Origin of the sequence: Cobetia sp. 14N.309.X.WAT.E.A4, assembly GCF_030397495.1 — a bacterium.
Classification (GTDB): Bacteria; Pseudomonadota; Gammaproteobacteria; order Pseudomonadales; family Halomonadaceae; genus Cobetia; species Cobetia marina.
On record NZ_JAPNXT010000017.1, the window covers coordinates 1 to 18596 of the forward strand.

Here is an 18596-nt window from a genome sequence, read left to right on the forward strand (position 1 = left end):
CAGGCACTTATACTGAACCGCCCCTGCAGCCCAGCTGCAGGGGCGGTTCTCTTTGCGGGTCAAAAACCGGAAAGCCGGAACCCGTCAGCTGGCAGGCCCGGTGTGCCTGAGTAGCAGCTTCCTCGCTGAGTCAATCATTGTCGCCATGCTTGTCGTGGACAGGAGCGAGGCGGTAGACTCCCCAGCCTTCCGTTATGGAGATGATGATGCAACCTCAAGAACTGTTGCTGTATTGCCGCCCGGGCTTCGAGGCCGACCTGGCCGCAGAAGTCTGTGAAAAGGCCGCTTATCTGGGCGCCCCGGGTTATCCGATTGCGGCACGCGACAGTGGCTTCGTGCGTTATGTGGTGACAGGTGATGAGCCCGCCAATAGCCTGCATCGTGACATGCCGCTTCAGGCGTTGGTCTTCGCTCGCCAGACACTGGTGGCATTGGAGCCATTGGTCGGCATGTCGCGGGAAAATCGAGTCTCGCCGATTCTGCAGCAGGTGGTCGACGCTGGCTGGAGCTTCGAGGAGATCCGCCACGAGATGCCGGACACCAATGATGGCAAGGCACTGTCGGGCCTTGGCAAGGCCGTCGGCCGCCCGTTGGAGTCTGCGCTCAAGAAGCGTGGTGCACTGCGTCGCAAGGCCGGTGGGCGGGCGCTGCACGTATTCTGGACGGATGGTGACGAAGTGCAGCTGGGCATGAGCTTTCCTGGCAACCGCAGCGAATATGCCAACGGCATCCGTCATCTGCGTTCGCCGAGCCGTGCCCCCAGTCGCTCCACACTCAAGCTGGAAGAGGCCTGGCATGAGTTCGTGCCGCGCGACCAGTGGGAGCGTCGCATCGCGGTTGGCATGCAGGCAGCGGATCTTGGGGCAGCGCCGGGTGGCTGGACCTTCCAGCTGGTCGAGAAGGGCATGTTCGTGTTTGCCATCGACAATGGCCCCATGAATAAGGATCTGATGGCGACAGGACAGGTAGAGCATCTCAAGGAAGATGGTTTTACCTGGGAGCCACCGCTGCGACTGGACTGGCTGGTCTGTGACATCGTCGACAAGCCCATCCGCGTGACGGAGATGGTCGAGCGCTGGCTGAAGAAGCGTTGGTGCAATGAGGCGGTCTTCAATCTCAAGCTGCCGATGAAGCAGCGCTGGAAGGAAGTCTCCCGCTGTCTCGATTATCTGGCGGCCAGCCTTGAGCGTTCCAATGTCGGTGCCGAGATCCGGTGTCGTCACCTGTACCATGACCGCGAAGAAGTCACCGTGCATGTGCGTATCACGCACTGAGCCACCGGGTTCTCTGGTGCAACCACAAGCCCCCACGGACCGAGCGGTCCGTGGGGGCTTGTCTGTGCGGTGCTGTCAGGTCAATGGACAGAGCCTCGCTGAGGGGTGCTGCGCTCGCGAGGCTTGAATCTCTCGCAGGTCAGGTGTGTTCAAGCAACACGATGCGTTCCGGTTGAGAAAGCATCGGCCCCAGACGCGCCATCATGCGTTCGCGCGCGTGACTGCTCGACCACTCCTGCCAGGCTCTTGCGTCTCGCCATGAAGTGATCAATATTCGGTGGCCGGGACGTCCGCTTTCCACCAGATTCTCGCCCGAGATGAAGCCCTGTGCATGCATGGCTTCACGCACGACCTCGCGTGAGGCCTGCTCGTAATCCTGTTCGAGTCCCGGCATGATATGCCGCTCGATCATTACCTTGATCATGCCCGTCTCCCGTCTTCATACATTCTGCCTTGTCAGTGGCAGGACCTCAGGAGTCATTGATGACCGATACCCCCTTGCCCGTTGCCGATGCAGAGCTGGATACCAGCGGTCTGTATTGCCCCGAACCCATCATGATGCTGCACAACAAGGTGCGTGAGCTCGCGAGCGGAGACCTGCTGCGTGTCGTGGCGACCGATCCGGCGACGACACGTGATGTGCCCAAGTTCTGTGCATTTCTTGGGCACACACTGGAGCGCAGTGACGAAACGCCGGATCACTTCCTTTATGACATTCGCATCAGTTGACGTCAGTCGTCTCAGGCTTCGCGGTCGTGCACTTCCACACTGACCTGATCACTTTCGCCGGTCATCATCAGCGCGAGAGCTTCCAGGGTGGCCGGGTCCTGCTCACGAATCTGGTTGGCGACGGCGCGCTGGAAGAAATAGACCACGTCATGACGACTGCGACCGGGGTAGAGGCAGTCATCTCCAGCCAGCACCGGTGTCTGGGTGACGCGTGTCTCATCGACCAGCAGTGCCTCGATGTTGCCATCGCTGTATAGACGCCAGCCGAACACCTGCTTGAGCTGCCACGCAGACTCGCCATTGGTCATGCACAGGGCATGAGTCCCGAGCGTATCCGGTAGCTGCTGCAGCAAGGTGGTCTTCTCCGACACCTCATAGTCGTAATAGGCCGCGGCATGCTCGAGCTCATAGACCTTGTGGTCCGGAGCCAGCATGAAGACCTCGTCGGTTTCCGGGTCTCGGTAGCCGACGAAGTGGCCCTGCTGCGGATCTTCCAGCTCATGGCAGGGCATCAGCCCCTCCATCCATGGCACCAGGCCGACCACCTCACCATCCTCGCGCAGACCCCAGGCCAACACGGGAAGGCTGTAGTAGCTCTCCGGGTCGCTTTCGAGCTGATAGAGCATTTCCAACCCATCGTGTTCCGGCGCAAGCCGGAGAATACGACGTCGAGCACGCATCCTGTCACGCATGACATTCAGGTCGATGACCTTGGCGGAGCGGGGGGAAGAAACTGGTACGCCCATGACGAACCCTCCTCAGCAGCTTGTCGATCGTCCTCGGCGTGTGCGGGTGTGCAAACAGCCGCCGCTTGCAAGATGGCGCACTGCATATGAATGCACTGCCTTGAATAACCATTAGCACAGCCTGAGCCCTGACGGTAACCCCTCCTTGGACGAAATGACCGTCCATGCGCAGATGAAGGATTAAACGCAAACGCCCCGCGACCGGGGGAAAAGGCCGGTGGCGGGGCGTCTGAGGCGAGTGCTTGAGCGGGTGGGAAAAGGGATGGAACACAGGCCGCCGTCGGTATCACGAGCTCGCGGCCAGCGTTGGCAGGGGGCTTCGCTCAGCCGGGCAGGCTGCCCTCCTGAATGGCGCGGCGCGCGATGACCCACAGACGCCAGCCAAGCAGCAGAGCCGCCACGGTCAGGCCGGCCACCATGCCAATCCAGTAGCCATAGACACCCATGCTCTCGACAGCCCAGGGCCAGACGGGGAACTGCTCACTGCCCACCCCCAGCAGATGTCCGCCACCAAGACCGATGATCCAGTAGGCGAACATGGTGATCAACATGATGATGCGAGTGTCCTTGAAGCCGCGCAGAGCCCCTGCCATGGCAACCTGCAAGGAGTCGGAGACCTGATAGAGCATCGCCAGCGTGATCAGGGAAAGCGCCAGCGCCTGCACCTTGAGGTTGCTGGTGTAGAGCGCCACGGCAGGCTCCGCCAGTACCCAGATGACCAGGTCATTGATCAGAGCGACCACCAGTGAGAAGGCCACGCCATTCCACGCCACGAAGCGCGCCTCGTTCATGTCACCACGGCCGATGGTATGCCCCACTCGTACGGTGAGTGCCATGGCCAGTGACAGGGGGAGCATGAACAGCAATGAGGTGAAGTTGAGCGCGACCTGGTGGGCTGCCACCTTGATCTCACCGAAGCTTGCCACGAACAGCGCGATGACGGTGAACAGCGTGACCTCGAAGAAGATGGCGATGCCGATCGGCAGACCGACCTTGAGCAGTTCCGAGATCTTCTTGAGCTGAGGCGCGCTGGGTTGGCACCAGAGAGCGACTGCCTGGTAGGCGCTGCTGCGACGGGTGTAGAGAAACATGCTCAGACACATGATCCACATGGCAAGCCCTGTTGCGATACCGCAGCCTGCAGCGCCCATGGCCGGGATATCGCCCAGCAGTCCCGGTAGCGTGATCCCCAGCAAGTCATCCACGCCTGCAGAGCCATAGATCAGCAGGTAGTTGAGCGGAATGTTCGACAACAGGCCGATCAAGCTGATGATCAGCGCCGGACGAGTATGATTCATGCCATCGGAATACGCGCGTAGCACTTGATAGAAGGCGGCGCCCGGCATGCCCCAGGCAATGGCCATCAGATAAAGCGTGGCCTGTTCTGCCACCGCGCCGGGCACCTCCATCAGCGTGAAGATTGGCGCCGCCAGGAACCACAGTGCCAATCCTGACAGACTGCCGAGCACCAATGAGATCCACAGTGACTGGTGAACGTTGTCACGTACCTCACCGCTGCGGTTACCCCCCATCAGCTGTGCCACGACGGGTGTCAGCCCCATCAAGGTGCCAGCCATCAACAGCAGCAGAGGCACCCAGAGGCTGGACCCCACCGAGACGGCTGCCAGGTCCGTCGCGCTGGAGCGACCGGTCATCAGGACATCCACGGCGCTCATGCCTGCCTGAGCCAGCTGAGCACCGCAGATTGGCAGTGCCAGCGTGACCAGACGTGAGGTCTCGGCGCGTACCCGGCTGGCGAATGGCGCCTGAGAAGAGGCTGCAGGCGTGGAGGCGGATGAATGGGAGGGTTCGGCGGGGGGCACGGCAGGCTCCTGCTGGTAATCGAGAATCATTCTTGCTTGGCGCGCCATCCTAGCAGATAAGGCCTGCCTGCGGGGCGCAAGAGAGTGAATTATCAGCGCTTGGTACTCACCTGTCAGGTGGAATGACGTGATACGAACGAGCCACGTACAATGCTCGACATCGTCATGCAGTACCGTCCCTATCTCCGGGTACTGATATCGCTGCTGATTCACACGATCGTCGAGACTTGCCTGTGTTGCTTTCTTCAGAACTTTCCCGCGTGCCTCGCACCCTGTCATCACGTCATGAGGCGTGCAGCGCAGACGGCGATGCCATGCCTGATCATGCCCTGGCGGGGGGGCAGGCCCTGACGGATCAAGAGTCGATGGACCCTGAGCTGACGGCGTTGACTTCCCTCTTCGATGGACTGTTTGCCACGTCTTACAACACCTTGTTGCGGCGCGCCCCCCACGAACCTCTCTATCTGCCCGCCGGCATGACGACGGATGAGGTGCAGGATGGGGTCGCCAGCGGCGACTCTCCAGGCGATGAGCTCGGCTTTCATCGTCTCTATCTGGCGCGCGGCTTCTTCTCCAGCGCTCTGCACGAAGTCAGTCACTGGTGCATCGCGGGCCCTGAGCGACGCCTCAAGGAGGATTACGGTTACTGGTATGCACCGGACGGACGTGATGCACACCAGCAGAAGGCCTTTGAAAGTGTCGAGGTAGCCCCGCAGGCGCTGGAGCAATTGTTCCACCGTGCAGTCGCCAAGCCGTTTCATGTCAGCGTCGATAATCTGGAGCTTGAGGTGGATCGCGATGCCTTCGCACAGCGTGTCGACGAGCGGGCCGCTGAATACGAAAGGTGCGGCCTGCCAGCACGCGCCAATGCCTTCCGACATGCGCTGCACGCTGTCTGGCAGCGTAAGCTTTCACACACGCAAGCCATCCAGGAGGCGATGACGCTATTGCCTGCCGTCGGGGAGGATGGCCGCGTGGCCTGATGCGCCCGCCATGCCGGCGCAGGACATTGTCTGTTCCGCGCGCCTCGAGATATCCCGCCGTGGAATCGCCGGGTTTTCAGGCATGAACTGCTAGCACGGATTGCGAAAACTGCAAGTCAGCGTTGCACGAGCGTTGCGATCGGAAACCCTTTGTGATTAGAATGATTCGCATTGCTACGATCATTCTGCTTCCCCTGCACCAGCAGGCCAGAAGCGGGGACCTTCGAACAGGGGTATTCGATGACAGCTTCCACCAAGATTTCTGCATCCTCCGTCCGCAAGCTGCTGCTGGGCGCACTGGCTGGCGTTACCGCCGCCACGGCGCTGCCGGCTCAAGCCCAGGAAGAGGTCAACGTCTATTCCTATCGTCAGGCCTATCTGATCGAGCCGTTCCTCAAGGAGTTCACCGAGGAGACCGGCGTCAAGGTCAATGTGGTCTTCGCCAAGCAGGGCCTGGCCGAGCGTCTCAAGCGGGAAGGGCGCAACACTCCGGCTGACGTTCTGCTGACCGTGGATGTGGGACGTCTGCAGGAGCTGGTCGACGAGGAGCTGGTCAAGAGCGTCAATGATGAGGTCATCGAGGCCAATCTGCCCGAGCAGTACCACGGCCCCGACAATCAGTGGTTCGGCATCACCACGCGCGCACGGGTGCTCTACACCAGTGTCGAGCGTCTCGAGGCCGGTCAGGTGGCAAGCTATGACGACCTGGCGGATCCGAGCCTGAAGGGGCGCGTCTGCTCACGCGCCGGTGATCACCCCTACAACGTCGCGCTGATCGCCTCACGTATCGCGCACAACGGTGAAGAGGCCACGCGTGAGTGGCTGGAAGGCTTCAAGGCCAATCTGGCGCGCAAGCCTCAGGGTGGCGATCGTGATCAGATCAAGGCGATCCGCGACAACGTCTGTGATGTGGCCATCGGCAACAGCTATTACTACGGCAAGATGCTCGACAATGACGAGCAGCGCCCGTGGGCCGAGAAGGCACGTATCGAGTTCCCGGATCAGAACGGCGTCGGCACGCACATGAACATCTCCGGCATGGCGATGACCAAGTATGCGCCGCACGAAGAGAATGCCCTCAAGCTGATGCGCTTCCTCACCGAGAAGACCGCCCAGCACATGTATGCCGAGGTCAACTTCGAGTATCCGGCCAACCCGGAAGCCGAGAGCTCCGAGCTGCTGACCTCATGGGGCGAGTTCAAGCAGGATGACCTGCCGCTGACTGAAGTCGCCAAGCTTCGCAAGCGCGCCGCGCAGATGGTCAATGAAGTCGGCTTCAACCAGTAAGGGCACTCGCCGGAGCCAGAGGCTACCGAGCGAGCTGTCATGAACGAAGAGGGGCTGTCGCGATGCGACAGCCCCTCTTCGTTTGCGCAAAGCATGTAAAATAGACGCAATTGCAGTTGCGGGATAACGAGGACGTCAGATGACCCAGGGCAAGCGGCTGTTGGCTGAGCAAGGTGCGAGCTTTGAAGGAGAGGCGGTGGCCGCCATGAGCGGCACCGGGCGTTCGCCGGCCGCCCAGGAAATGGCGCACTACGATGCAGCGGCCATCCGGCGTCGTCAGCGGCGTCTCGGAACCCACATGGGCTGGTTCGTCAGCGCCTGGGGCGTGGCCGCACTGGTGGTCATGCCGGTGCTGGCCGTCGTCTGGCTGGCTGTCTTCGGTGACGATGGCAGTGATCAGGCCGGGGAGGGCATCTGGCCGCATCTCGTCTCCACCGTGCTTCCCGATTACGTCATGACCAGTCTGGCGCTGGTGGCGGGAGTGGCGGTCCTCAGTGGCAGCATGGGGGTCGTCTCGGCCTGGTTGACCACCATGTATCAGTTTCCGCTGCGACGCACCTTCGAGTGGTCGCTGCTGTTGCCGTTCGCGATTCCCGCCAACGTCATCGCCTATATCTATACCGACGTCTTTGAGTATGCCGGCCCCTTCCAGGGCGCGCTGCGTGCCCTGTTTGGCTGGGATTCGCCCCAGGATTACTACTTCCCGGAGATCCGCAGCCTGGGGGGCGCCATCCTGATGCTGTCCCTGGTGCTGTTTCCCTATGTCTTCATGCTGGCACGCTCGGCATTTCTCGATCAGTCGCCCTCACTGCGCGATGCCAGCAGAACGCTGGGCTGCAACGGGTGGCAAAGCTTCTGGCGCGTGGCACTGCCCAGCGCCCGACCGGCGATTGCCGTCGGCCTTGCACTGGCGATGATGGAGGCGCTCAACGACTTCGGAACTGTGGACTACTTCGCGGTACGCTCGCTGACCGCCGGCATCTTCAATGTCTGGCTCAACATGGGCAGCCTGCGCGGTGCGGCGCAGATCGCGCTGTGCCTGATGATCTTCGTGGTCACGCTGATCTGGCTCGAGCGGCATGCTCGGCGTCGTCAGCGCCAGTTCGGCAAGGGCGATCGCTACCGTCGCTATCAACGTCCGACCCTGACGGGATGGCGGGCATCAGTGGCGTCACTGGCCTGTTTCCTGCCGCTGTTCTTCGGTTTCCTGCTGCCGGTGGGCTTGCTCACGCGGCACGCCATCCTGTATTTCGAGGAATCCTGGACACCGGACTTCGCAGGCTATGCCGTGAACAGCCTGATACTGGCGGTGAGCGCTGCGGTACTGACCCTGATCATCGGGGTGCTGCTGGCCTATGCCAAGCGGCTGGATCGCACCGCCAGCGTACAGCAGGCACTCAAGCTTTCGAGTCTGGGCTACGCCATGCCGGGTGCCGTGCTGGGGTTGGGCGTTCTGGTACCGCTATCCGGCTTCGACAATGCACTGGACAGCTTCCTGCGGGCCAATTTCGGCATCTCCAGCGGATTGCTGCTGACGGGAACGATGGGCGCGATCATCATCGCCTATGTGGTGCGCTTCTTGGCGATTGCCGCGGGCTCCATCGAGTCGAGCCTCGACAAGGTCACGCCCTCGATGGACATGGCGGCACGCTCGCTGGGCGAGAACACCTTCTCGACCCTGCGTCGTGTGCATCTGCCGCTGATTCGTCCGGGGCTTCTGACCGCGGCGCTGGTGGTGTTCGTGGATGCCATGAAGGAGCTGCCGGCCACCTTGCTGCTGCGCCCCTTCAACTTCGATACGCTCGCCACTCACGTCTATCAGTACGCCTCCGATGAAATGCTCGAGCAGGCGGCGCTGCCGGCACTGGTGATCGTGCTGGTCGGTATCCTGCCGGTGATCGTGATCTCGCGCACCATCGTCGCCTCACGCAGCGAAGCGTGAACGAGCAAGAGCAAGAGCAAGAGTAAGAGAGACGAGAGCCGGCGTGCGTGACGGGAGTGACCGGTGCCGAGCGGGCATCAGCTTATTGCCATACGGTAGTTGTCCCTGCCCTTGAGATCGCCTAGGGTGCAGCGCTTGATGACGCAAGGACACTCCCGGAGACGACTCGCACGATGATCAAGCCTTATCTGACCAAGATGCGCGGAGGCCCGCTCAAGCGTGGCAAGCCGCATGTTGCCGATGCCCTGTGGTCCTGGCTGGGGGCCTTTCTCGGCATGGCGTTGATCGGCTGGATGTCATCACATTATCTGGCGGTCAGCACCTTGCTGCTGGTCGGCTCCTTCGGGGCGACCTCGGTACTGCTCTACGGTGCGCCGCATAGTCCGCTGGCGCAGCCGCGCAACGTACTGGGCGGCAACCTGTTGTCGGCGCTGGTCGGCGTGGCCTGCTATCACTGGCTGGGCGACGGCTGGCTGGCAGCCGCCATGGCAGTCTCGGTGGCACTGCTGGTGATGCAGCTGACGCATACCCTGCACCCGCCGGGCGGTGCCACGGCCTTGATCGCGGTGATCGGCGGTGAGCCCCTGCATGCGCTCGGCTACTGGTATGCCTTGCTTCCCGTCGGTCTGGGGTGCCTGGCCATGCTGGTGCTGGCGGTATTGATCAACAACCTGGCGCGTCATCGTCGCTATCCGCTGCACTGGCATTGAGTCATCAGGTGCCACCACCGGGCGCGTGCTTCTGCAGTCGCCGGCGGAAGGTGATAGACTGGGTCATCGCCTGACGCGAGCGACTGGCAGCAGTCCGCCGAGGTCCCCCAGACCAACGCCTTCTTCACTGTGCCTGATACGCCTCGCTCTCTCTCCCGGCACGTGCCCGGCCAGGCGCCATTCCTTAATGATCGACCAGCACGTGGCCGGTCAGCCGAAGAGATATTGATGACTGAGACTACTGCCAACTCCATCCCGGCTTTTGCCGCCCTGGGGCTGTCCGCTCCTGTTCTGAAAGCGATTGCCGAGATGGGCTATTCCACGCCGTCCCCGGTGCAGGCGGGTGCGATTCCTGCCGTGCTGGAAGGTCGTGACGTGATGGCTGCCGCGCGCACCGGTACCGGCAAGACTGCCGGTTTCGCCTTGCCGCTGGTCGAGCGCCTCTCAAACGGCGCCCCTGCAGGCGCCCGCAAGATCAAGGCCCTGATCGTCACGCCGACGCGTGAACTGGCCGCGCAGATCGACGAGAACGTCACTGCCTACTCCCGTCACCTGAAGCTGCGCAATGCCGTGGTGTTCGGTGGCGTGAAGATCAATCCGCAGATCAGCCGCCTGTCTTCCGGCGTCGAGATCCTGACCGCCACACCGGGTCGCCTGCTGGACCTGCACTCCCAGAAGGCCATCGATTTCTCGGATCTCGAGACGCTGGTGCTGGACGAAGCGGACCGCATGCTGGACATGGGCTTCATCCACGACATCCGCCGTCTGCTCAAGCTGCTGCCGACCAAGCGGCAGACGCTGCTGTTCTCCGCGACCTTCTCGGACGAGATTCGCGGCATGGCCAACAAGCTGCTCAATGATCCGGTCGCCGTGGAAGCCAGCCCGCGCAACACCACGGCCGAGAAGGTCGAGCAGCATATCCATACCGTGGAGAAGAGCCACAAGCCTTCGCTGCTCAAGCATCTGATCCTCAAGGAAAACTGGCATCAGGTGCTGGTCTTCACGCGTACCAAGCATGGGGCCAACCGTCTGGCGACCAAGCTCGAGAAGTCCGGCATCAGCGCCGCGGCGATTCATGGCAACAAGAGCCAGAATGCCCGTACCAAGGCATTGGCCGGTTTCAAGAACGGCGAAGTGCGCGTGCTGGTTGCCACCGATATCGCGGCACGTGGCCTGGATATCGAGCAGCTGCCGCAGGTCGTGAACTACGAACTGCCCAATGTCCCGGAAGACTACGTTCACCGGATCGGACGTACCGGTCGCGCCGGTGCCAGCGGGCGTGCCATCTCGCTGGTTTCCAGCGATGAGCGCAAGGAGCTCGGCGGTATCGAACGTCTGCTCAAGGGCAAGCTCAAGCGTGTCGAAGTGGAAGGTTTCGTGCCGGAAGTCGACGTCGAGCCGGAACGTGAGCCGCGTCAGCCGCGTGGCGGCCAGCGCTCTGGCGGCCAGCGCTCTGGCGGCCAGCGCTCTGGCGGCCAGCGCACTGGCGGCAAGCCTGCCGGTGAAGGTCGTGGCAATGGCGGTCAGCGCTCTGACGGCCAGCGTAATGGCGGCCAGCGCACTGGCGGCGCTCGTTCGGATGGTCAGCGCACTGGTGGCAAGCCTGCCGGTGAAGGCCGTGGCAATGGCGGTCAGCGCACTGGCGGCCAGCGCACTGGCGGCGCTCGTTCGGATGGTCAGCGCACTGGCGGCCAGCGTACTGGCGGCCAGCGCCAGCAAGGTGGCGGTGCCAATCACGACGACGACAATCGCGGCAATCGTGCTCCCGCTCCGCGTGAGGTGGATGGCAACCGCGTCGCGCCGCGCCCGGAAGTGAACGGCAATCGCGCGCCGGAGGCACCGTCCAGTGAAGAGCGTCCGCGTCGTCGTTCACGTGGTGGCCGCAATCGCTCCAGCGGTGGCAATGGCGGTGGTGGCCGCTCCAACGGCTGAGCCTTGCGGGACAGACTGAAGTCGTGAACCAGAACGCCCCGACAACTACCGGTTGTCGGGGCGTTCTGCGTTTCAGAGATGGCGGAAGGAAATCAGACGTCTTCTTCCCAGTCGATCTCATAGTCCGGGCCTGTGCCCTGGATGTCTTCATCGCCACGCACACCGTCACCGCGCAGGCGGGTGTGGATGGCCAGCATCACCATCACCTCGTTGTCCGGTCGGAAGGGCTGCAGCCCCTGCTCGAACAGCATGTTGTTGCGCTCGCGTGCCCAGTCGCCGGGGGATAGTTCCGGATAGAGGCCCTCGGCAGGAGCAAACTCGATGAAGGGGTCCATGTTGTAGGCATCGAACAGACGCGCCAGCGCCTGTTCGTCATCCATGACGCCGGTGGTATAGAGCGTGGTCTGGTAGTAGTCCTGCTCCAGCTCCTTGAGCACGTCGAGAGGGCTGACGCCGAAGCTTCTCAGGTCATCCAGGCTGTAGTCGCCCAGTTCCAGCATTTCCCCATCCAGCCATTCATCATCAGGCTGAATCAGGACATGCTTCATCTGCCCATCGGGCAGGGCCCAGGCGATGGCCAGGGGCAGGCTTGAGTCCTCGCCTGTCTCGACGGCGATGAAGGCGGGGAAGTCGCCTGTTTCAGGTTCGTATTCGTGCATTGTCGTGTCCAGAGCAGGGAAGCGTGCAAAGAAGGGCGTGCAAGGGAAGGCGTGCCGTGTCAGGCCGCGGGCAGGCGGAAGAAGCGGGTGGCAGTCGCCGTGGTGGCCTGCGCCAGCGCTTCCATCTCCATGCCGCGCAGGGCAGCGACCTCGGCCAGAATCCAGACCAGCAGCGAGGGTTCGTGGCGGCGTCCCTTGAGCTTGGCGGGCAGATTGCGTGGCACCAGATAGGGGCAGTCGGTTTCCAGCATCAGGCGTTCCAGCGGAATCTCGCGACACAGGCTGCGCAGGTGCTCGCCGCGGCGTTCATCGCACAGCCAGCCGGTCAGCCCGATATGCAGGTCGAGATCCAGATAGCCATATAGTGTCTCACGCTCGCCGGTGAAGCAGTGCACGACCGCGTGGCTGATGTCATCCCGCCAGTGCTTGAGCATCTCGAGCATCTGACGGCCGGCGTCACGTTCATGCAGAAACAGTGGCAATCCTGTCTCGGCGGCAAGGGTCAGCTGGGCCTCGAAGGCGCGAGCCTGCTCGGTGGGCGTGGAAAAGTTGCGATTGAAATCCAGGCCGCATTCGCCCACCGCGACCACTTCCGGCTGTGCCAGCAGTTCCCGGATACCGCGCTCGACCCCATCGTTCCACTGGCTGGCATCATGCGGATGCACACCGGCGGTGGCAGAAAGGCCACGATAGCGCGCCGCCAGCGCCTGAGCCTCACGCGAGCCGTCCAGGCTGGTGCCGGTCAGGATCTGCTGGCTGACGCCCGCCGCGCGAGCTCGCAGCAAGGTGCCCTCGATGTCCTGAGCATAGCTTTCATGGGTCAGGTTGACGCCGATGTCGATCAGCGGCGTCGGGCTTGCGAAGCGCAGCGCCGGCGCCAGCCGAGTCAGGGCCGTCTGGCGATCGCTGTCATCGAGGGACAGGTCGGCGCACAGGTCGGCAAGCGAGGTCTCGCTCAGTTGCTCCGGGTCATAGCAGGGCAGCGCTGAGGGATCAGCATGGGGAGGAAGCGCGGACATCGAACACCCTTGAGTCACGGGGGAGGGAGAAGGAACACGGCAGTGAAAGGCGTACCAGGTCGTCTGCTGGCCTGGCACTCGAGAGTCCGGCACCGGGCGATCGGCTCGTTGGCAATGCCAGGCGCACGACGTGCTTTCAAGTGGTCGGCCATTCTACCCAAGCCGCCGATGTCTTTCAGCCCTTGCGGTGTCTTCCATCGCCTGTACGCTGCGCCTCGGGTAGAATGGCGTCATTCTCCGGCGCGCGTCGCTGGCGGCGGCCTGTCCGCCTGACTCCCACTTCCTCCGCGGCCTTCCCGGCCCCGGACCCGTCACGAGTTGCTGCTGCACATGGCATTGTTACGACTGGAAAATCTACAGCTGGCCTATGGCCATCACGTTCTGCTCAATGGGGCGGATCTTGTCGTCGAGCGCGGCGAGCGTCTGGCGCTCGTCGGCCGCAATGGTACCGGCAAGTCGACCCTGCTCAAGCTGATTACCGGCGAGTTCCAGGCCGATGCCGGTGAGCTGTGGAAGGCGCCGGGCCTCAAGATCGGTGTGCTCTCCCAGGATCTGCCGGCGGCGGAAGGTCGCACGATCTTCGATATCGTTGCCGAAGGCCTGCCGCAGGCAGGTGCGCTGCTGGCGGAATACCATCACCTGATCAGTGATCCGGAACCGGACCTCAAGCGTCTCGAGCACGTGCAGGTCGCGCTGGAAAGCGTCGATGGCTGGCAGTTCCAGCAGCGTATCGATACCGTGCTGACCCGCCTGGGCCTGCCGGAAGACACCATGATGGAAGATCTCTCCGGTGGCTGGCGTCGGCGTGTCGCGCTGGCGCGTGCGCTGGTATCCGACCCGGACCTGCTGCTGCTCGATGAGCCGACCAACCATCTGGATCTCGATACCATCGCCTGGCTGGAAGAGCAGGTCGCGGCCTTCTCCGGCGCCGTGCTGTTCATCACCCACGACAGGGCCTTCCTCAAGCGCCTGGCGACCCAGATTCTGGAGCTGGACCGTGGCCGCCTCGGCCGTTATCCGGGCGATTACGCGGCCTATCAGGCCCAGAAGCAGCACGAGATGGATGTCGAGGCCAAGGAAAACGCCGAATTCGACAAGAAACTGGCCCAGGAAGAGACCTGGATCCGCCAGGGCATCAAGGCGCGCCGCACCCGTAACGAAGGTCGCGTGCGCGCGCTGGAGAAGATGCGTGATGAGCGTGGACAGCGTCGTGAGGTGCAGGGCCGTGCGCGTATCGCCGTCGATTCTGCCGAGCGCAGCGGCAAGCGCGTCGTGGAGCTGGAAAATGTCAGCTATCGCTACGACGAGGCGCAGGACAAGTGGGTCATCCGTGACCTGAGCGTCGAGATCCAGCGCGGCGACAAGGTCGGCCTGCTGGGGCGCAACGGCGCGGGCAAGACGACGCTGCTGCATATCCTGCTGGGTCAGCTCGAGGCCAGTGAAGGCAAGCGCATCGAAGGCACCAAGCTTCAGATCGCCTACTTCGATCAGCTGCGCAAGGGCCTGGACATGGAAGCCACCGTCTACGACAACGTGGCGCGCGGCAGCGACCGTGTCACGGTCGGCGGGCGTGACATGCACGTGATGAGCTACCTGCAGAACTTCCTGTTCACGCCGGACCGCGCGCGTCAGCCGGTGCGTTCGCTGTCAGGGGGCGAGTCCAATCGCCTGCTGCTGGCGCGTCTGTTCACCATGCCGGCCAACGTGCTGGTGCTCGATGAGCCGACCAACGACCTGGATGTCGAGACGCTGGAGCTGCTCGAGGAGCTGCTGCTCGACTTCGACGGTACCGTGCTGCTGGTCTCCCACGACCGTGCCTTCATGGACAACGTGGTCACCAATATCCTGGCCTTTGAGGGCGACGGGATCGTCAAGCCGTATGTCGGGGGCTACAGCGATTGGATACGTCAGGGCGGGCATCTGCCGCCGGCACCGTGGGAAGTCGAGCGTGAGCGCGAGGAAAAGCACCGTCGTGAGGCGCAGGCCGAGGATGAGCGTCGCAAGCGTGAAGCCGCCCAGGCGCAGCAGGCCCCCAAGAAGGTCAAGCTGCCCTACAAGTTCCAGCGCGAGCTGGATCTGATTCCGGCGACCATCGAGACGCTGGAAGCGGAGATCGCGACGCTGGAAGCCGAGATCGCGGCGCCCGAGTTCTACACGGGGGATGCCAAGGCCGTGAAGACGACGCTCGAGAAGCTCAGCCACAAGCAGCAGGTGCTGGAAGAGACGATGGAGCGCTGGATGGAGCTTGAGGCCATGCAGGAAGGCTGAGTCTCTTCTCTCGTCTCCCCGGGTGCGGAATGACACGAGGGCAGCCATTGGCTGCCCTCGTGTCATCTCGGCTCACTGACCGCCGGCGTCATTCTTCGCTGTCATCTGCCCCCACTCGGACGGCCAGCACATCACACTGGGCACCATGCAGGACACCAGTGGAGGTGGAGCCCAGCAGCAGGGCGAAGCCATGGCGACCATGTGAGCCGACCACGATCAGATCCACGTCATGTTCTGCGGCAAAGCGATGAATCTCGCTGTCCGGCATGCCGACCACGACATGCTGATCTTCAGGCGCGATACCGTGTGGCGTGGCGATGTCCCCCAGTCGCTCACGGGCATGGGAATCCAGCTGATCCTGAATGCTGGTCAGATCCATCGGGATGTCCCCGCCATAGGCAAAGCCCAGTGGCTCGAGGGTATGCATGATGGACACCTTGGCACCATTGCGCTTGGCGATGGGCAGTGCGCGTTCCAGTACCAGGTGGGAATCCTTGGTCAGATCGACAGCGACCAGTACATGCTTGTATTCGTTGCTCATCCTGAATTCCTCCCGTAGAGGTGGGCCATTCGAGTGGCGTCGTGCACCTGCTTCCATGCTAGGCTTGCCGCCCCCCGGAAGACAATGACTTGCATCAACGTATTGCCAGTGCGCCAGGCGCAACCCCCGTACGCGGTTGGATGGCTCGGGCTCTGGGCACGTTTCTGGTTGTCCGCACGGCGGCGTTTTCCGCAGTCGTTCGATGATGACGCGAATTTCTTACTGACACTTCCTGGCAGGACATTTCATGACGACAGCTCTGATCATCATTTTCGTGGTGCTGGCGATGTTGTCGCCGCTGACATGGTTACGCCCCAGCAAGCGTGAGACACGCACGTCACTGGTGCGCAAGGCCGTGATCGCGGACGGCATGCGGGTTGACCTGAAGGCAGCACCGCTTTCGGATGCCCCCAAGGGGATCGTCGGCTATCGTCGTCCCTGGCCCACCGAGCGCGATGTCACTCCCTTCATTCTCGTCCACGACGAGTGGGCCAGCGATGCACTGCGTGAGGCCGTGCCCGGATATCGTTGGCGTGAAGAGAGTCGCCTGGCGGAGGACCCCGACTTCGCGGCTGCTCTGGAACATCTCACGCGGGCGTTGCCGGAGGATGCCCTGATGCTGGAGTCCTCACTGTCCGGTTTGACGCTGTGGTGGGGGGAGAGCCTGGCACTGGAAGACTGCGAGGCGTGGCGCCGGGAGTTCGAGGCACTGCATGCCCTGTTGATCGCCAAGGCCCCCATTGCCCATCGCCGCCGTCCGTTGGTGGGGACAGAGCCCAGAATGCCGGGCGGGTGAGCGTGATATCTCGGGCCGCCCTCGGCCGCGAGCAGGGCCGGCGCGTGACCTGAGCTTGCCTTGAACGTCTTGCAAAAAAGCCCCCGTCGAGTCACTCGATGGGGGCTTTTTCCTTTCCCGCTGGCGTATCCGGACACGCTCGCTCAGGCGCTTTCCGGCACCTTCTCGGAAATTTCCAGGCCATTGCGTTCCATGACGCGCAGGCATTCGCAGAATTGGTCGACCTGCTCCGGTGTGAGCCCCTCGAGCATCTCGATGCGGGTCTGCTCGGCGATGGCATCGATCTTCTCGATCAGCGGCAGTGCCTTGTGTGTCAGGAAGATGCGCTTGGTGCGGCGGTCTTCCTCACAGGCGCGGCGTTCCACCAGCCCCTGTTCGCTGAGCTGATCAAGCGTGCGTACCAGAGACGGTGCCTCGATGCCGATGGAGCGTGCCAGATCACATTGTGGCTGGCCGTCTCCGAGTCGCCACAGGTGTACCAGCGTCATCCAGCGGGTTTGTGTCAGCCCAAGCGGGGACAGTCGCTGGTCCAGGATGGCGCGCCATAGGCGCGGCAGGCGGGAAAGCTTTAGCCCGATATCTTCATGCATGGGTATGTCGTCCACAGAGTGCAAAGGATGAGTGGGCTTTTATCCTGGCACCCCTCGGTGCCGCCCTTGTCCTCAGCATGCTAGGCAGCCTGGATAATTACAAGCCTGCGAACGAATTTTACGCCCAAGGTCGAGTAACCGAGGGTTCACGCTTCAGGGTCACTCACGTCGCGAAGCGTCACAGGCCCGGAATCAGGTTGGTGATCCGCCAGCCGGGGATGCCCGCCGGCCGTGCCAGGCTGCTGTCCGCGAAGGTGGCCACCTGCGGATCATCACTGACGAGGAAGCGCAGACTGCCGATGCGCTGCCCGTTCATGGTCTCGACATCGATTTCCCATTCCCCCTCGCTGCCCTTGGGGAAGGCCGTCTTGTGTGTCCATGCCCGATAACCTTCCTTGCGACCGCCGTTGATGTTCAAGGCGATGCGATCCACCACTTCTCCGTCATGTCGCCAGACGTGATAGACCTTCTCCGACAACCCGCGCGGGGCGCGAATGGCCGTGTAGGCGTAGAGGCCTCTGGCGGAGAGTTGTGCAGGGGTCAGATGCATCTCGCCCCGCGGTGTCCGCGCCGCGGTGTCGAAGTCCGGCGAGAGGCTGCTGGCGTTGATCCAGAGCGTGGCAGGCGGAATCCAGGCGCGTGCCCCCCATGCGCCCACCCCCAGCATCACGCTGATGCCGATCATCGCCAGGCCACCGACCAGCCCGCGGGCAATCCGCAGGTTGGCGACACTGGGCAGCGCGAACAGGCTCATCGCGGCACAGGCAGCCAACAGACTCTCGCCGGTGGTCAGTTCCAGCAGCAGGGGCAGGGTGACCAGTACCACGACGAATACGCACAGGGCGTGGAAGCCGAAGTACAGCCAGCGATGGCGCTCGGCCAGTCGGTAGTAGAAGGGGTCGAGTATCGACAGCAGAGTCGCGCCGCACAGCAGCAAGGTGAAGCCTGCCTGGCCACTGGCCCAGTCGGTCGTGGCCAGAAAGAACGGCAACGTGAAGCACAGGGTCTCCTGCTGGATCAGCTGCGCCACGAAGGTGGCCAGCTTGCGGGGCAGGGCATTCTGGCCGCGATGACGGCGCAGACGGCTCCACAGGCCTTCGGCGATCAGGATCAACCAGGCCAGCATCATGCCCAGCGCCAGCATGCCACCCAGCCATTGCTGACGATTGACGAGGAAGAAACTGCAGATACCCGCAGCGAAGCCGATGGGAGGCCATAGCCAGTGCCAGCGCTTGGTGCGTTCGACGATGCCGGTCAGGCGCAGATACAGGGCGGTGAGAGTGCTGCTCATGAAAGC

Annotated in this window: 16 protein-coding genes and 1 pseudogene; 9 read left to right on the plus strand and 8 right to left on the minus strand. The window is 62.8% G+C overall.

Annotated features, from left to right (window positions below; translation table 11 throughout):
* Window positions 1–200: 200 nt before the first annotated feature.
* Window positions 201–1274 (plus strand): 23S rRNA (cytidine(2498)-2'-O)-methyltransferase RlmM, encoded by a 1074-nt coding sequence (gene rlmM / locus OW493_RS16430; protein ID WP_103751373.1) that lies wholly within the window; start codon window positions 201–203, stop codon window positions 1272–1274.
* Between the two features lie 139 nt (window positions 1275–1413).
* On the opposite strand, the gene OW493_RS16435 is transcribed toward rlmM, so the two are convergent.
* Window positions 1414–1698 carry an antibiotic biosynthesis monooxygenase gene (locus tag OW493_RS16435; protein ID WP_077371336.1) on the minus strand — a complete coding sequence of 95 codons (285 nt, stop codon included), beginning with the start codon at window positions 1696–1698 and terminating at the stop codon, window positions 1414–1416.
* A gap of 59 nt (window positions 1699–1757) precedes the next feature.
* Between OW493_RS16435 and tusA the strand changes: the two genes are divergently transcribed.
* Entirely contained in the window at window positions 1758–2003 is a 246-nt protein-coding gene (tusA, locus tag OW493_RS16440; RefSeq protein ID WP_077371338.1) for a sulfurtransferase TusA, read from the plus strand.
* An 11-nt stretch (window positions 2004–2014) separates the two neighbouring features.
* On the opposite strand, the gene OW493_RS16445 is transcribed toward tusA, so the two are convergent.
* Together OW493_RS16445 and OW493_RS16450 are read right to left on the minus strand one after the other, a co-directional pair.
* A complete protein-coding gene (locus tag OW493_RS16445; RefSeq protein ID WP_077371340.1) occupies window positions 2015–2749 on the minus strand; it encodes a hypothetical protein in 735 nt (244 codons plus the stop codon).
* A 323-nt stretch (window positions 2750–3072) separates the two neighbouring features.
* Window positions 3073–4476 carry an MATE family efflux transporter gene (locus tag OW493_RS16450; protein WP_240499759.1) on the minus strand — a complete coding sequence of 468 codons (1404 nt, stop codon included), beginning with the start codon at window positions 4474–4476 and terminating at the stop codon, window positions 3073–3075.
* A 410-nt stretch (window positions 4477–4886) separates the two neighbouring features.
* Here OW493_RS16450 and OW493_RS16455 point away from each other — a divergent pair, with 410 nt between their 5' ends.
* The 5 genes and pseudogenes from OW493_RS16455 to OW493_RS16475 form a co-directional block, all read left to right on the plus strand.
* Entirely contained in the window at window positions 4887–5555 is a 669-nt protein-coding gene (locus tag OW493_RS16455; RefSeq protein ID WP_308457315.1) for an elongation factor P hydroxylase, read from the plus strand.
* A gap of 240 nt (window positions 5556–5795) precedes the next feature.
* The gene (locus tag OW493_RS16460; RefSeq protein ID WP_077371346.1) at window positions 5796–6842 is read left to right on the plus strand and encodes a Fe(3+) ABC transporter substrate-binding protein; all 1047 of its coding nucleotides are present in this window, start codon (window positions 5796–5798) and stop codon (window positions 6840–6842) included.
* 139 nt (window positions 6843–6981) lie between these two features.
* Window positions 6982–8784: an iron ABC transporter permease gene (locus OW493_RS16465; RefSeq protein WP_240499590.1), complete on the plus strand. Its 1803-nt coding sequence runs from the start codon at window positions 6982–6984 to the stop codon at window positions 8782–8784.
* A 173-nt stretch (window positions 8785–8957) separates the two neighbouring features.
* Window positions 8958–9494, plus strand: a complete 537-nt coding sequence (locus OW493_RS16470; protein ID WP_169477178.1) for an HPP family protein — start codon at window positions 8958–8960, stop codon at window positions 9492–9494.
* Window positions 9495–9722: 228 nt separating this feature from the next.
* Window positions 9723–10880, plus strand: a pseudogene (locus OW493_RS16475) (DEAD/DEAH box helicase); the annotation flags it as partial.
* 638 nt (window positions 10881–11518) lie between these two features.
* On the opposite strand, the gene OW493_RS16480 reads toward OW493_RS16475, so the two are convergent.
* Both OW493_RS16480 and OW493_RS16485 read right to left on the minus strand, forming a co-directional pair.
* Window positions 11519–12085 (minus strand): hypothetical protein, encoded by a 567-nt coding sequence (locus OW493_RS16480; protein WP_240499589.1) that lies wholly within the window; start codon window positions 12083–12085, stop codon window positions 11519–11521.
* Window positions 12086–12144: 59 nt separating this feature from the next.
* Complete coding sequence (locus OW493_RS16485) at window positions 12145–13104, minus strand: TatD family hydrolase (RefSeq protein WP_289864941.1); 960 nt, start codon at window positions 13102–13104, stop codon at window positions 12145–12147.
* A 330-nt stretch (window positions 13105–13434) separates the two neighbouring features.
* Between OW493_RS16485 and OW493_RS16490 the strand changes: the two genes are divergently transcribed.
* Window positions 13435–15372: an ATP-binding cassette domain-containing protein gene (locus OW493_RS16490; protein ID WP_136938377.1), complete on the plus strand. Its 1938-nt coding sequence runs from the start codon at window positions 13435–13437 to the stop codon at window positions 15370–15372.
* A gap of 88 nt (window positions 15373–15460) precedes the next feature.
* On the opposite strand, the gene OW493_RS16495 is transcribed toward OW493_RS16490, so the two are convergent.
* On the minus strand, window positions 15461–15913 hold the full coding sequence (locus OW493_RS16495) for a universal stress protein (RefSeq protein ID WP_077371357.1): 453 nt from the start codon (window positions 15911–15913) through the stop codon (window positions 15461–15463).
* Window positions 15914–16160: 247 nt separating this feature from the next.
* On the opposite strand from OW493_RS16495, the gene OW493_RS16500 reads away from it, so the two are divergent.
* Complete coding sequence (locus OW493_RS16500; protein ID WP_084209269.1) at window positions 16161–16709, plus strand: hypothetical protein; 549 nt, start codon at window positions 16161–16163, stop codon at window positions 16707–16709.
* Between the two features lie 143 nt (window positions 16710–16852).
* On the opposite strand, the gene slyA is transcribed toward OW493_RS16500, so the two are convergent.
* On the minus strand, window positions 16853–17299 hold the full coding sequence (slyA, locus tag OW493_RS16505) for a transcriptional regulator SlyA (protein ID WP_077371363.1): 447 nt from the start codon (window positions 17297–17299) through the stop codon (window positions 16853–16855).
* A gap of 178 nt (window positions 17300–17477) precedes the next feature.
* Window positions 17478–18590 (minus strand): DUF5924 family protein, encoded by a 1113-nt coding sequence (locus OW493_RS16510; RefSeq protein WP_077371366.1) that lies wholly within the window; start codon window positions 18588–18590, stop codon window positions 17478–17480.
* Window positions 18591–18596 lie beyond the last annotated feature (6 nt).